This window comes from Belliella calami (assembly GCF_022549695.1).
Classification (GTDB): domain Bacteria; phylum Bacteroidota; class Bacteroidia; order Cytophagales; family Cyclobacteriaceae; genus Belliella; species Belliella calami.
The window spans coordinates 1-15,028 of the sequence record NZ_JAKZGS010000027.1; the positions used below are offsets into that span (position 1 = coordinate 1).

Annotated in this window: 10 protein-coding genes; 2 read left to right on the forward strand and 8 right to left on the reverse strand. The window is 35.7% G+C overall.

The features are described from left to right. Positions 1 to 122: 122 nt before the first annotated feature. Complete coding sequence (locus MM236_RS18865; protein WP_241276556.1) at positions 123 to 869, reverse strand: RNA-dependent RNA polymerase family protein; 747 nt, start codon at positions 867 to 869, stop codon at positions 123 to 125. A gap of 137 nt (positions 870 to 1,006) precedes the next feature. On the opposite strand from MM236_RS18865, the gene MM236_RS18870 reads away from it, so the two are divergent. Both MM236_RS18870 and MM236_RS18875 read left to right on the forward strand, forming a co-directional pair. Beyond that, complete coding sequence (locus MM236_RS18870; protein ID WP_241276557.1) at positions 1,007 to 1,198, forward strand: hypothetical protein; 192 nt, start codon at positions 1,007 to 1,009, stop codon at positions 1,196 to 1,198. A gap of 128 nt (positions 1,199 to 1,326) precedes the next feature. After that, entirely contained in the window at positions 1,327 to 2,454 is a 1,128-nt protein-coding gene (locus MM236_RS18875; RefSeq protein WP_241276558.1) for a hypothetical protein, read from the forward strand. 86 nt (positions 2,455 to 2,540) lie between these two features. Here the strand turns inward: MM236_RS18875 and MM236_RS18880 are convergent, their stop codons facing one another. From MM236_RS18880 to MM236_RS18910, 7 genes are read right to left on the reverse strand one after another with little or no spacing between them, the layout of a single operon-like run. Then, entirely contained in the window at positions 2,541 to 3,269 is a 729-nt protein-coding gene (locus MM236_RS18880) for a M48 family metallopeptidase (RefSeq protein WP_241276559.1), read from the reverse strand. Next, the gene (locus MM236_RS18885) at positions 3,259 to 6,294 is read right to left on the reverse strand and encodes a type I restriction endonuclease subunit R (protein ID WP_241276560.1); all 3,036 of its coding nucleotides are present in this window, start codon (positions 6,292 to 6,294) and stop codon (positions 3,259 to 3,261) included. Before MM236_RS18885 ends, MM236_RS18880 begins: the two co-directional genes overlap by 11 nt. Continuing rightward, positions 6,291 to 8,768 carry a GmrSD restriction endonuclease domain-containing protein gene (locus MM236_RS18890; protein ID WP_241276561.1) on the reverse strand — a complete coding sequence of 826 codons (2,478 nt, stop codon included), beginning with the start codon at positions 8,766 to 8,768 and terminating at the stop codon, positions 6,291 to 6,293. Before MM236_RS18890 ends, MM236_RS18885 begins: the two co-directional genes overlap by 4 nt. Further along, on the reverse strand, positions 8,768 to 10,642 hold the full coding sequence (locus MM236_RS18895; RefSeq protein WP_241276562.1) for a DUF262 domain-containing protein: 1,875 nt from the start codon (positions 10,640 to 10,642) through the stop codon (positions 8,768 to 8,770). Before MM236_RS18895 ends, MM236_RS18890 begins: the two co-directional genes overlap by 1 nt. Positions 10,643 to 10,650: 8 nt before the next feature. Then, positions 10,651 to 11,268, reverse strand: coding sequence for a uracil-DNA glycosylase family protein (locus MM236_RS18900; RefSeq protein ID WP_241276563.1), 618 nt, complete (start codon positions 11,266 to 11,268; stop codon positions 10,651 to 10,653). Positions 11,269 to 11,270: 2 nt separating this feature from the next. Continuing rightward, positions 11,271 to 12,530 carry a restriction endonuclease subunit S gene (locus tag MM236_RS18905; protein ID WP_241276564.1) on the reverse strand — a complete coding sequence of 420 codons (1,260 nt, stop codon included), beginning with the start codon at positions 12,528 to 12,530 and terminating at the stop codon, positions 11,271 to 11,273. Then, positions 12,521 to 14,944 carry an HsdM family class I SAM-dependent methyltransferase gene (locus MM236_RS18910; RefSeq protein WP_241276565.1) on the reverse strand — a complete coding sequence of 808 codons (2,424 nt, stop codon included), beginning with the start codon at positions 14,942 to 14,944 and terminating at the stop codon, positions 12,521 to 12,523. The genes MM236_RS18905 and MM236_RS18910 overlap by 10 nt, the downstream gene beginning before the upstream one ends. Positions 14,945 to 15,028: the final 84 nt, after the last annotated feature.

Consider the following 15,028-nt stretch of genomic DNA (forward strand, 5'->3'; position numbering starts at 1 on the left):
AGGACGTTTTGATTTGTGAGCCGTTCCGTTTAAAAACGTTTAAAAATATCGCTTTAACGGCCGTAAAGCCGTTTTTCAATCAATTTTCCGTTTTGCCGTTTTGGTACTGTTTGTTTTGTGCCCTATACTTCTCGAAAATCTTTAGCATTTTCAAAAAATGACTCAATGCCTTTTTTCCTATTTTCGGACAATTTTTTCTCGTCAAAACCAGCTTTCCGACCTTTGAATGCTGATCTTTCTCTCAATTCATCTTTTAGTACATAGGAGAATTTAGTGGAAGCTTTGAATACCTTATAATGATCCTCTGGCAATTTTGACACTTCTAAAAGTTCACACCAAGACTCTTTCAAAAGTTTATGATTAATAGAGCTAAAATATTTTTTGATATCAAATTTTAATACAACACATTCATCTTCTTTAATTACCTGACTTTTGATGTGGTCAAAAGCTTCTTTTGCAAAATGAATTGTACTTTTATTTTTTTCTGAATCCAATGGAATTTGTCTGTAGGCTGTAATGCATTCAGATACTTTAGGAGACTTTAGCAAAGCTTCTTCATATAATTCCTTAAGTTGGTCTGCATAGTATCCAAAAATCATACTGTCCAAGTGTGAAGCAAAATGAAGGGGTCTTATTTTAGCAGTACTTTTACCTTTGTGGTCTATGTGTGATTTCTTGCCTGTCTTTTGATTTAATTTAAATCTTCTTTCTTTAAGAAAAGAGTGTATCAAAGGGAAGAACGAATGGCTTTTTACATAATCAGGATCGCTGACTTTTTTTTTAACAGCATCACTATATGAATCTAAATCCAATTTTGGGCTTAAATGTAAGTATCCCCTGTTTCTAAACCACTTCTCTCTTTTTTCCATAAAATTAAAAAAAAACACCTCGTGGAGTACTTGGCGTATCTAACAGCAATCTTACACTTCCTTAAAAGCCAGACCGGCACCCAAATTCTTGAGTCACGCTTATTTTCAATTATGTTAAACGAATTAAGAACAAGCTAATGAAGGTATTATTCATCAACCTACTCCTGGTATTCGCCTTATTTGTAATAGGCACTATAATTGGTCGATACATCGAACCAACCATCTTGAAGCTCCTCTTCTACAGTGTCCTCAATGGGATTGTAAGAAAGAAAGTTTCAGAGATTTGGAACCTTTACATGAGTAATCCTTTACCTATTACACCATTGTAATAGTCAGTTTAATAAAACCGTATAGTCTTAAGCCAGACGATTGCTTGAGCATGTTTCTCCACGAGGCTTAGTTCAAATGTAAACATTATTTTGTAGATTGTCCTGACATTTAGCAAACAACTTTTATAATGGAAAACTTTGAGCTTGGTGATATTGTAGCATTTAGTAGTCACCCCTACCATTTTGAGAATAATCCAGAAACAATCATAGCTGGAGAATCTAATTTGACACCTCCTTTCATGGTTATAGGAGAGATACTTCTACATAGAAAAGGGAGCTATGATACAAAAGATGGTTCTGAAATCTTCAAGAAAGGTTCAAAAAGCTGTAAATGCTATTGGTATAATCATGATACTCAACAGTTCGAGGAAAGCTGGTTTTTGGAAAGTCAGCTTAAATTGATTCAGAAAAATGAAGGGATCAATAAGGAAGAATTACTTTACTCCAATGTAATCTTCAAAACAGCTGGTCTGGAGGTAGGTAAGAAAAAATCTGCCAGGAGTACCAAGAATGGACTCTCTTCTTCTACTGAAACCAATATCAACTCTTTTGTGGCTCCTGTCATGCAGGTAATTCAGATCAAAAAAGCAGAAATCAAAGATCCCAAATACCATGAAGAAACGGGAAAATCTCTGCGAGAAGTGGATAAAGTTCAGCTGAAGTGCAAATGGTATAATCCAAAAGCTCAGAAATATTCTGAAAAATTTATTCCAATTAACCTTGTCCAAAGGGTGCCTTCATATAAAAAGGCAATCCTTGAGTTTATCAAGGATTCTGTAGAAAACAAATCAACCTACTTGATTACTGAAGAAAATAAAAACCCAATTTTGTTTCAGGTCAGATCTATTTTCATTCTCAACGGAAGGTATCATTTCAAAGGGTATGATTTTATCAAAAACAGTTCGTATTCTGCTCCAATAGATCCTGAAAATCTTTTATCTGAAGTAGTAGATCCAGTAATCACCGAGAGCTGGCCAGATTTCAATAAGAGTAATGAATTGATTCATTTAAATGACTTTTTGAAAACAAACAATTCAAATTCCTATTTACAAATCCAATACGAATCTTATCATGGTGAAGTAAGCTTCAGGACAATTTCCAAATGGAAGATAGAAGATTTTTCATACCCTGACCCTGATGACCTAGAGAAGTCAATCTTTGTATCCCATTTAGTAGCCTTCTGCCACCTGAGGGATGCAGGAAGAAGATTCCGATTGGATAAAGTTAGAAAAGTAAATGTGCTTAACATTCCTTAGAAGGGATAAGATAGATATCTGGCTAAAACTTGATTTGTTTGTCCATCACATTTACCATCCTTTAGGCTTGTTTAAGTGCCATCATTTCAATACCCCCAATCATTATGCACAATCGGCAGACTATTTAATTCATCTCTATGAAGCCTCCACTTGGGCATAAATTTATTCATTAAAGTAATAAATCTATCATTATGGCTTCTTTCATGGAGATGGACTAATTCATGCACAAGTATGTACTCTAAACAAATAAGTGGCTTCTTGGCGAGTTCTAAGTTCAACCAGATCCTTTTAGCATCTGTATTACAGGCACCCCATTTTGTTTTCATTTGCTTCACTCCCCAATCGTCTGCTTTAACTCCAATCACTTTTTCCCATTTTTCAAGTAATGGTGGAATTTGAAGTTTCAATTGCTTCCGATACCACTCTTTGATGATTTTAGCTTTATCATCGACAGTAGCATTCTTTGGAACCTGAAGCACAATTCTTTTTGCACCTTTCAAATCTATTTTGCTATATCCTTCCTGTTCTTTCACTTCCAGAATATATCTTCTGCCTTGAAAATAATGGCTTTCACCAGATACGTAATCACGTTTTGTTTCTCTTGCCTGCTCTTGAAAGTTCTTAACATTCTTTTTTATCCAACCCAGTTTACTAATTGCAAACAGCCTTAATACTTCCTCGTTCGTCTTTTGAGGAACTGCCAAGCGTACTCTACCATGTGGTGGATATACTGCCAAATGCATGTTCTTGATATCCTTTCTTACCACTTCAATCTGAATGTTGGCGATCTGTACTATTTCGGGACTAATACTCACTCTGTGCCTTGATTATATTCATTAATTCCATGGTTTTCTCAGGGTCATTAATGATCTTATTTACCTCGATACGCAATTTTTTCTCTTTGATTCCACCGTCACGCCATCCGTCTAATTTGTTGTAGTGAATTGCTTCATCCAATTCCATTACTAGCGAAATATCATTCTCCAAATTATCATATAAGGCTTGCTTTGACTTCGTGTTTATTTCAGTAGGATATGAAGTATTTCCGGCAGGATTTGTAACATCTTTGGCTAGCTGCTTGATTTTCTCTAGGTATTCTTGGTAGGCTATTGCTGCTTGATTTCGTTCATTGATAAGCTCTTTTAACAGGGCAGACATTTTTTCATAATACTTTGGATTGGTTTGAGACTCCTCATTAATGACTTTCCTTACATTATTCTCTATGGTCTCAGCTATGGCTGTTTGTCTGCTTTGCTTTTGATTCTCTGGGGTATCTCTTAACTCGTCACCCAGATTTACAATTAAATCTACCAGTGATTTATTCTCAAAGTCTGAAATCTTTTTGCTGGCATTTGCATCTAGATACATATCCATTAACTGCCTCATACCAGGCTCAAATCGTTTGAAATCTAGGTAATCACCACTAGCTTGTTTGATCGTTTCTCTCAGGTCTGAGTAATATTTTACCCGATCTTTTATTTCGGCTGCTTCAGCATCAGAATATCCAAGTTTGTGCATTTCATTAGCAACGTTAGCATAGGCTCTTATCAACTTTACTACCGCCTTGTATAAGCCAATTCTTTTTTCCTCTGTCTCTTTTATTTCGTTTGGATTTTCTGTGTTACCACAGAAATATTTGATAAAGCTTGGTTCATCTTTAGGATGCACTGGCTCACACATGGCAATCAAAGCTTCTAATGCTGTCTCTAAGCGATCTTTGCTTTCTGTATGCCGATCCTTTAACAATCCTTTTACATCTTCTTCATCATAGTTGTCAAATGCCTGTGAAGTATAATCAGTAATGGATTTCTGCAAGCTTGAGAACAAATCCTTATAGTCAATGATATAGCCATATTCTTTGCTCTCTGTATCAATTCGATTTACACGGCAAATGGCTTGAAATAGACCGTGGTCTTGCATACTCTTATCGATGTATAGATAAGTAGCTGATGGCGCATCAAACCCTGTAAGCAGTTTATCCACCACGATTAAAAGCTTCATTTTACTGGGTTCATTGATAAACTTAGCTTTAGCCTCAGCTTCAAAATCTTCCGTAGATTTCCCATTTAGCATTTTGGTGTACACCTCATACTTCATCAGTTTATCTGTTAAACCTTCTCCTGTTTCTTCCCCTTTGATATCTCCATGGTGAGGCTCATAGGAAGTGATTATGGCACAATGCTTGAAATCGTTACTCTGAAAAAGCTCGTAGTATTTACACGCTTGATGCACCGAACTCGAAACCAACATCGCATTACCTTCTCCAGTTTTTAACCTTGGCTTTGTTTCAAAGTCAAAAATGATATCAGATACTATTTTATCCAATCTAGACCTAGAACCAAGTACCTTTTGCATCGTGCCCCAGCGCTTCTTCAATTCTACTTTAGCAACATCTGTAAGACCTGCTGTTTTAGCATCAAACCACTCGTCAATCTTATTTTGGTCAGTGACAAATTGCTCTACATCTCTAGCTTCATACAACAAGTCTAACACTACTCCATCAGCAACAGCTTCATCAAACTTATAGGGTGTTCCGATGTATGGGCCAAATATTTCAATAGACTTTTGCTTGTCTTTTTTAAGCAATGGTGTCCCGGTAAAACCAATAAATAATGCCTCTGGCAGGATCATTTTCATGGCATCATGCAATTTCCCTGATTGGGTGCGATGACATTCATCTACGAACACATAAACATCTCCCTTAGCGATAAAGTCAGTTCCTAGATTGGCTTTAACCTCCTCAATGAATGAATCAAAGTCCCCATCTTCAGCATTTCGACCAAACTTATGCACAAGACTACAAACCAGCATTTCTGTCTTGTGATTTAATACAGTGATTAAATCTCGACCACTTTTGGTTCTGTAAATTTTCTCATCAATCCCCGTAAATAGCTTATCTATCTGATCATCTAGTTCTTCCCGATCTGTAATGATCAAGATTCTGCTATCTCTTACATTCTCCCGTATCCATTTGGCTAACCAAACCATGGTTAACGACTTTCCAGAACCTTGGGTATGCCAAAAAATACCACCTTGTTTAGTTTTTATATTGACCTGACCTGCCTTAATACCAAAATACTGATTGGGTCGGCAAAGCTTCTTAACTCCCTTATCAAAGACCACGAAGTCATGGATAAGCTCTAAAAACCTGCTTTTTTCACAGAGTTGGTAAAGGTACTTATCTAGGTTATAATCAAACTCAATGTTACACTCTTCTTTCCAGCTTAAATAATATTTCTCTGGGGTCTCAATAGTACCATAGCGCATTCCCTGAGTGTCATTTCCTGCCAGTAAAAACTGCATGGTGGTGTAAAACTTGGGGATAAATACATCTTTTTGATTATCCAGATTCTGACGAATCCCTTGCTCCACCCCTACTTTACTTCTCTTTAACTCAAGTACTCCAAGAGCAATACCATTGACATAAATAACCACATCAGGACGTTTGCTATACTTCCCTAGAACAGTCACTTCCTCAGCAACTCCAAACTGATTGTTATCTGGATTTTTCCAGTCTATCAACCACACTGTTTCTTTGGGCTGTCCTAATTCCTCTCTTACAGTAACACCATAGCGAAGTAAATGATAGACCTCTTTATTGGCTTCATATAATCCTTTGGAAAGATTAGTGGCAGCTTTTACCAACCTATCAATCGCCTTTTGAGCCTGTATGGTAGAATAGCCATTTTCCAACAAGTAGGATCTAAGAATATCTTCTTCAATAGGATGCGTACGAACTTCATCTTCCCAGTCACCCAAATAGGTATAGCCTAATTTGGTTTGGAATAGCTCAATTACTCGATCCTGAGTTGTTCGTTCTGATTTACCTATGTAGTTCATAAGATTTTAGATAATGAGTCTAAGGTTTTTGATATTAATCCCTTGAGTTCAGATTCCTCTGTGAAGAATTTGAAGCATTTTTTCATATCATCACTGATTTGCCAATTCTCTTTTTGAAGTATCCCAATTATCTTTTGATTTATTTCCATTTTCTCCTCGTTGACAATTTGTATCAGGAAATATTCGTCTTTTGTATAGTTTATCTCAAGATTGTAAGATTGGTTATTCGAATTCCAACCACTAAATCTTATGCACGAAAAGGTATATTGTCCTTTAGGGTTTTTCCAATACTCCATGCTCTTAAAAGGCGAAAAGTTTTTAATTGAATCTAGACCCTGGTAATAATAATTGAAATATGACCTTAATTCAGCATGACTCCCATAAATTCTAGATGTTCTAAGTAATATAATGTTATTTTCTGTATTAAATCTTATAAATCCTTGTTTGCAAAATTGAATAGCAACTGCACTTTTAATAAAGTACCATTTCCAATCTTTTGTCTGATAATCCTCAATCATTTTGGAAAGATGCGACTCAACATCTGTAAGGTTTCCTTTTAGTTTATCTAAAAAAATTCTTAAGGTTTTTAAATTCTCAGCATTATTGAAAACTTTTTGCCAATTATCCCTTCGGGCTCTGAGTGATTCTCGGTTTGACAAAGGAAATAAGTTATTTGAACCTACCTTAGGTAAGTAGTTGCCACAAGTAAGTAGTGCTCTTTGTAGAATCTTTTCATTATGATTCCTTATTTTATCTACAAAAAGCAATGATGCGATCTCTGTATAAAATTTAAAGTCATTCAAATCATAAATGTTTTCTTTTTTAGACAACTCTAATAAAAACCCAATATCGCCTTTGAAGTAAAGGTGGTTTTCGGCTTGATCAATAGCTGCTTTCCAGTCCTGAGTAATGTCATTTCTTAGATTTACTTTAATCACCTCTTGTTTTACAGCATCTCCAAAAAACAAAATCTTAGTGTTAGGACTAGTAATGTGCGACTCTATTGAATCAATTTGAGGTTTAAGACTATTCAGAGAAACTATAGCGTCAATAAAGTTTTCTGGATTTTGAATATAGGTGTTGAATATAATATTTCTGGAGAATCGCATCCATGCCTTGAAGTTTTCTTTAGAATTTTTGTTTTTGGAGGAAATTAAAAACAATAGAAATGCAAAATAAAATACGGATTCTGGTCTTTCAATTGTTTTGATATTTTTTAAAAAATAGGTGCTTAACCTAACCTCTGAACCGAAAAATGAATCGTTAACAATATCCTCAAGCCAAGATTCGTACTTGCTTATTTCCCCTGAATTGCTCAAGGCATTGAGGGAGCTAAACAGAAAGTTTAATGTTAGGCTATTAAAAAAATTGTTTTTCTCAAAATAAGAGAAAGATAGGTATGAATTCTCTCTAATGACCTTAGTAAGTTCTATATCGACAGGATTAACCGAAGTTGAAATAAATTCAAAAAGAGAAATTTGCTTGAATGCGTGGTAGATCACATCATCAATATGATAGACTCCATATTCTTTGTTTTTCCAAAATAAATCAAGCCAGATACCATCAAGTTTAAATTTCCAATCTTTATCTAAAATTAAAGTGCTTATGCCTAAGACTGAGACCTGATTCTGTAACCAAGCCTTGAAATGTTCGAATTCAGAGAGTTGCTTTCCTCTAGCATTCATTTTAACATAAAGCTCATCGGTTTGATTGAGCTCATTTAAATCAAGGAAATCAAATGATATGATAGACTCATTTTGATTCAATAATCGATTAAACATATCCAACTTATTAGGATTGTCTTTGCTTTGTTCATGAATTTCACTGAGCATCACTAACATTCCTTTAACTGTGGAATCTTTAATCCAGATTTTTCGAAACCATTTTTTGTTCTGTATGCCTTCCGATAGATCTCCTTTTTTGCCAATAATACTCGACACATTTGTTTCTTTGCAAATTGCATCGCAGAATTCCATAGAACTCTTTCGTGTTTTATAGGAGAAATTCGATAAGGTTATTAAATGCTTGTTTAATTCATTATTTTCAGAAAACACTGCTAAATACCAATGCAATAGATAAAGTGTAGTAAGCCTCTGCTGTCCATCCAAAGGAATGAATGTGGGCAAATTAAGACTATCATTTTTCTCACTATCAATTGAGGAAATGTCTGTATTTATTTTAAGATCAAGTTGTTGAGCATACCCTTCAACAGCATTTAATATATTCTCAATCGCTCTCTTGTTACGTTCACGTTCAATGTATTTATCTTTACCCTCTATTTTGCCATATACAAACCCAAGATGGAGCGATTCATTTTCCTCAGAATTAAGAACTCTCAATATATCAGTAACAAAATCCTTTCGAATTGTATTTACTTTATCTTCTTCACGACCTTGAGCGTAATCTCGTTGGATTACAGGAACTTCAATCTTGTTCCCCTCAATCAGTTCCCAAAATGTCATTTTATTACTCATTATTGTGAATTTTCTATTTTAAGAAATTTTTGAATTCCCGTTTTGATATGATCTTGATAATCCTCACGATCATGAACTCCCCAAAATGTCATTTGTACATTGCCTTCATCAGTGAAGTACTTTAGAAAAACATGCTTAGTTGCTATCGGAATAAAAGGTTTTATCTTCTCTGACTTACGGTACTTATTATTGTATTCTTCAAGTGACATCTTATCAATATTAAGTATTTCTTCTCTTTTTTCATTGAAGAATTTGTTGCCTATACTGCTATTTGTCTTCCTGTCTAATAGGCATAAATTACTCAAGCTATCTTTGTTAAAGAAGCTTGTCACCTTTTCTTCCAGTTCCTTTACCAAGCCTTTAAGCTCTCCATTTTCTTTAGTGACATTTTCATTCTCAAGTTTTTGCCTTATTGCGCAAATTCTCTCTAACAGTTCGTTTAAACTCGTTAGGTTTATTTCATCATTTTCTTTGAAGTTTTCGGCAAGCTTCTCAATATCCTCAATCCATTTCTTTATATCCTCCAGACCTTCAAATCGATCTGTGTTTTGGGCATGAATATGTTCTAAACTCCATCCATTTTCTAGCTTCAACCTATCGAATGGAAATCTGTAATAATGATCAGTAAAATGATAATTTATAACATTGTGTAGGACTAAAATGGTCTCTATCTCTCGGTTATTTTCTCCATAAGTAAGGGCGTCTGAATCAAACTTTTTTCTTGACTTACCAGCGGATAAATAATCACGAATGACAATTTTTAATTGTTCTTGAAATTTATGTTTACTTTCGACCTTGTGATAAAGTGAATGAATTTCAGAAATTGATTTGATTTCTTCATAAATGATAAATCCGATAAGATGATAAAATTGCCTATCGTGATACCACTCAAAGATCTGATTAAATAATTCGTTTACCTTTGGCCAATTAAGTTGTTTTTGAATCTTGTTTTTTTTGTATTCAGTATATTTCTTAAGATAGTGGTGGTAACTGAAAAGTTTATCATTCGAAGTGATTGGCTTCTCTGTGATCAAGTCAAATAAAAGATCGATTCTATTAGATTTTTTATCATCAGAAACGTCATTGCTGACAAAAAACCAGAAAGAATCATCTTGAAGCTGATTTTCGATGAAATTCCATTCCTCGGCAAATTGGTTCAATTTAAAACTTCTGAGTTCTATGTTTTTTTCCGTATTGAATTGTAGAACAAAAAGTGCTTTGATTAGCTCAGCTTGAGCTAATTCAATCTTACCTTGATTAAATTTAATAAATACATTCTCAGCAGTATAATTATTAGTCTGTTCGTACCAAATGACCTTTGTGAATTCTAAGAGATTTTTTTTGAAATATTGATTTTTGTCAACAATAGTATTCAACCAGTTTTTGATAAATTGATAAGCACAGTAAAAATGAAAATTATCCACATTGTCAATCTCTTCAGACACTTTTTTAGTAAAGGATATCCAAGAGTTTTGAAGTTTTGGAGTAATAATCTTATTGATATCTTCTTCTAAATCAAGATCGATAACCAAATCAAGATTAGTTATATCTTTCAAGAAAACTTCACTACTATCTCGCGTCTTATAGGATAAAGTATATATATCCTCGTTTAGGCATCTTAGGATAAGGAATATTGTTGTGAGCCTTTGTTGGCCATCAATTAATTCAAAGGTGTTCTCAGAAATTGTCTTAACAACTACTGGTTGAAGACAGTAAAATGATTCAATTCCTCCTCTTTCAAAATCATATATGTCTGTGAGTAATTCGTACACTTGCTGAAGTCCCCATTTATAGCCACGTTGGTATTTTTCTACTAGGAAATGGACCCCCTGTAAATCTCCTATCGCAATAATATTTTCCTTAGTGTTACTCATGCCAATATTTAGAAATGCCATTTACTTCTCCAATCCCTATAAATAAAATCCTCCAAACTCAGCGGATTCATGGAGTTCAATTTATTGTATCTCCCTTGCTGGTAAAAAGCATATCCTGATGGTGTAATTAGATTTTGCACAAGAAGATTATTTTCCCGCGCATAATTTTGAACTGGTCTCCATGCTCTTCTCCAAAAGGTTTCTCCAATACCTCTTGTAAGGTATATGTGTTTGATTGTAGGGCGGTTTTTAAGCAATTTAACTAAATCAACATAGGAGTGATCCTGAAAGCTTGTAGCAATGGATTTATCTGAATACGTTTTTAGCTTTGCCAAATGGGTTTTATTATTCAGATCAGCATCATCAATTCGCTGGATAAGATCTGTTATAGCTATCTTATTGCTTGAGCAAAATGCCTTCCATTCAATTGGATTAGCATGACGCATAGATTCTGCTCCGTACAAACGGGGAAGAACGTCCCAAAAGTTATTTTCAGCCCTTCCATAAAACCACTCAGCAGCATTTCCTTCAATATCAGGATTAAATGTCCCAACAATCAATGTGTTTGGCTCAAAATCCAGCTTATCAAGGGTTAAATATTCTTTAAATTTATGATGACACGCCATACCTATATCAGTCTAGTTTTACCTGTCAACAACTCCTGCATCATCCCCTGCTTGATGGATTGGTATTTTTCTTTCTTACTTTCTAATTGGGTGATTTCTGCATCCATATCTGAAAGAATTTGAGCAATGGCTTTTTGTTCTTCTTTAGACGGGGGCAAATCCAATGGACAACTTAGGACATCTTCATTTCTTAAATTCGTTTGTTTTACTCCATCATCAAATTGAAGGTAATAAGGATTTCTGTTAAGTATTAAGAACAAAAACTTTGAATCAACTTTATCTGTCTTGAAGGAACAAATTCTCTGATTTAAGGTGTACTTATCATCTTCTTCAACATAGTAGCATTTAGCAATTGCCTTTCCATTAGGAATATCACTAAGTACCATCAAGATTTCATCTTTATTAACTGGACATAGATTTTGATTCGAGTATTTAGCTACCCTTCCTTCAGTTGATACAAATTTTGAATTAACTATTACGTAATCACCATCAGCAACTACGCAGTTTTCGTGAGCTGCTCCATTTTTGTAGACAACAACATCTCCCAATTTCTTTTCCACCCAAACCCCTTCAAAACCATCCAATCTCTTTCCACCTTTATGTGGTGGTGTGAGTAACTGCTGCATCGCTCCTTGTTTGATGGCTTTCTTTTTGGTGATAAGCTGCTCCAAACTGCCAATGAGTTCATCTACATCACTGAGTGCCGTGGCTATGGCTTTTTGTTCGATGAGGGTTGGGGGGAGAGGAACATAAATTGATTTAACATCATCTTTATAAAGTGCCCCTAAAGTTGAACTCGCATTTTTCCTTTTTAATTGAAGCTGACCTGATTTTGAAGTAAAGAAATAATAGAGATATTTAGAATTGGATTTTTCATTTAGCTTTAATAGATACAAATTAGGCGCGACAGTCGCATATTTTGTTTTCATTTCGAAGCGATAGACATTTCCAATGTCGCCTCTTTTAAGAAATAGCAATTCACCTCCATACAAAGCTGTTTTTTTAAGAAATTTATACGAGACTTCGTCAACGTATCTGACTTCAGACATTTTAGAATTATTCTCTAAGTCCGTTGACCTCACGTACCAAGCAAATTTCTCGTAGTCAAAAACTTTAACATTTTCAGCTACTGAAGCAAAACTTCCATTAGCATCATAATCTGTCAGTAGATCAATCAAGTCTATAACCTGAAATAAATCCCAATCCTCAGGAATCAATCCCACTTCTGTTTGTTTATAGCCTTTTTTCGTCGTTAATTCCATACCAATCCCATTTTTTCAAGATGAGCACTTACTTTATCTTCCAGTGTTTTGGTTTGGCTATCCAATTCGCCTAAAGTGTTTTCATAGCGTTCTGCCAGTTCTTTGATTCTACCAGTTAATCGCTGGGAAATAGCATCTATCTCAGTTTGTATGGCAGCTTGTAAGCTAGCAAGCCACTTATCATCCACCACTAAGGTTCTTACTTCTGCTTCGGTGAGTTCTTTGTATTTAGCCAGTGTGAATTCATCCAATTTATCCTCTTTGGTTTTGAATGCTTTCTTCAAGTCAGCCTCTTTGGTGAATAGCTCCATGATGGTATTGGCTAGCTTTACCGCTTCCATTTCATTGGGATTGCTCTTGTTTTCTTTAATAAAGGCAGCAATGGTAGTTTTGGTAATTCCTCCCTTATCATTGGATGCTTCACTTAGTAACCCTTCTTCCCCTGCATGCTCTTCTTCAAGTCCAGAGATTTCAGCTTGAATCCCTTCAATTTTTGCTTCCAAGTCTTGTAATTCCTGCTGCTCTTTGGCGAGATATTTATCGATCACCAATTGCTTGGGAATTAAATCACAAGTCCAGCCTTTATCGGTTTCTTTACCAGACTTTTTATTCTTCTCAATGATTCGCTTCACCTTGGCTACCCAGCCATCTTCCACCAAGAGATAGACATCATCCTTCATCGTTTCATTCCAATAATCCAAGAGGTGCTGATAGACATCATAGCGTACTATCAGCGGACGGTTAGAATAGCGTTCCAACAAGTCCTCAGCAATGATCTTTATAAATGCTTTGGGCTTGGTGTCTTGATCAATGGCATTTAGTCTGGCGTGATTATGCTCTCGATACTCTTCAAAAATAGCGTCTAACTTCCCATTGTAAGCGGTGAAATCTGGGTGATCAAAAATGGTGCTTTTGATAGCTGACTTGGCTACGTTCAGCTTGGAATATCCTTCACGTAAGGGCGTAAATAACTCCTTTCTCAAATTAGGATACACCTCCCAATACTCTTGAAGGGCATCAATGTCTTTCTGTGGTATTCCACCATTTAGATGGGCATTTAAATCTTGGACATCCTCTTCCTCTTGGGTGTCTATGTATCGGGGAATATTGAGATTGTACTCGTTCTTCTCGATTTCACTGTAGGGTACAATGCGAGAATATTTATCAATTTCCCACTGACGCGTAAAGGCATCTACAATCTTATGAATATCCTGCTCTCGTAATCGGTTTTTATTGCCATCCTTGATATAGCCTTTGCTGGCATCCATCATAAAAATACCTCCACGACTTTCTACATCTTCTTTATCAATGACTATGATACAAGCAGGAATACCTGTTCCATAAAACAGGTTGGCAGGTAAGCCAATGATCCCTTTGATCCATTTACGCTGAAGGATATTTTTACGAATCTCTCCTTCAGCACCTCCTCTGAACAATACACCGTGAGGAAGAATCACAGCTCCTTTTCCTGTACTCTTTAAGGAGGCTATAATGTGCAGTAAGAAAGCATAGTCTCCATTCTTCTCTGGAGGAATTCCATAGCCTCTAAAACGGTTGAATTCATCATCCATGGCATTGATACCACTCGTCCAGTTCTTGACTGAGAAGGGAGGATTTGCCACTACAAAATCAAAGCGTTTTAAAGTGCCATCTACTTCTTTGAAATTTGGGGATGCAATCGTATTTCCACCACTTATTGCAGCTTCTGGATATCCATGAAGCCACATGTTCATAATGGCTAAGCCTTTGGTAGCTATATCTTTTTCTTGCCCGTACAGGGTCAGGCCATTAGGTGCTTCCTCGGCTACTTTTAATAAGAGTGAACCCGAACCACAGGTAGGGTCATATGCTGTATAGGAAGGTTTAGTTGCTTTTTCTACGTTGATTACCTTTGATAGAATTCTAGAGACTTCAGCGGGTGTATAAAACTGTCCTTTACTCTTTCCAGATTCCGTAGCAAAGTGACGCATCAAAAATTCATAGGCATCACCTAATACATCATCATCTTCTGCGCGGTTGTTTTTGAAGTTTAGTCCTGGGTTTTCAAAAATGGCTATGAGCTTGGATAAGGTATCAACCTTTTCTTTGCCACTACCCAACTTATCATCATCATTGAAATCCACCAATTCCATAGAACCTTCCAGTCCATTGGCTGCAAATAGTGGCCGTAAAATCTCTTTATTGATTCTGTCTCCGATATCTGGTTGATTTTTTAATGCAACCATATCTTCAAAAGAAGCACCCTTTGGTATTTCGATCAAACTCATAGCATCACCAGCGTACTTATCGCTGACATACTTGACAAAAAGCATGGTAAGCACGTAATCTTTGTACTGTGAGGCATCCATTCCGCCCCTTAACTCGTCACAACTTGCCCAAAGGGAACTGTATAATTCTGATTTCTTTATTGCCATTCTATTTCTGGTATTTCAATTCTGGGTTAAATTCTTCTTTTGGGAATAAAAGCTTATCTGCTGTTGCCCAAAGGTTTTTTTGAA

Excerpts from the sequence above, each read along its gene's own strand:
- MM236_RS18900 (WP_241276563.1), bottom strand. The coding sequence starts at position 11,268 with ATGGCGTGTCATCATAAATTTAAAGAATATTTAACCCTTGATAAGCTG.
- MM236_RS18890 (WP_241276561.1), bottom strand. The coding sequence starts at position 8,768 with ATGAGTAATAAAATGACATTTTGGGAACTGATTGAGGGGAACAAGATT.
- MM236_RS18895 (WP_241276562.1), bottom strand. The coding sequence starts at position 10,642 with ATGAGTAACACTAAGGAAAATATTATTGCGATAGGAGATTTACAGGGG.
- MM236_RS18865 (WP_241276556.1), bottom strand. The coding sequence starts at position 869 with ATGGAAAAAAGAGAGAAGTGGTTTAGAAACAGGGGATACTTACATTTA.
- MM236_RS18885 (WP_241276560.1), bottom strand. The coding sequence starts at position 6,294 with ATGAACTACATAGGTAAATCAGAACGAACAACTCAGGATCGAGTAATT.
- MM236_RS18870 (WP_241276557.1), top strand. The coding sequence starts at position 1,007 with ATGAAGGTATTATTCATCAACCTACTCCTGGTATTCGCCTTATTTGTA.
- MM236_RS18875 (WP_241276558.1), top strand. The coding sequence starts at position 1,327 with ATGGAAAACTTTGAGCTTGGTGATATTGTAGCATTTAGTAGTCACCCC.
- MM236_RS18905 (WP_241276564.1), bottom strand. The coding sequence starts at position 12,530 with ATGGAATTAACGACGAAAAAAGGCTATAAACAAACAGAAGTGGGATTG.
- MM236_RS18910 (WP_241276565.1), bottom strand. The coding sequence starts at position 14,944 with ATGGCAATAAAGAAATCAGAATTATACAGTTCCCTTTGGGCAAGTTGT.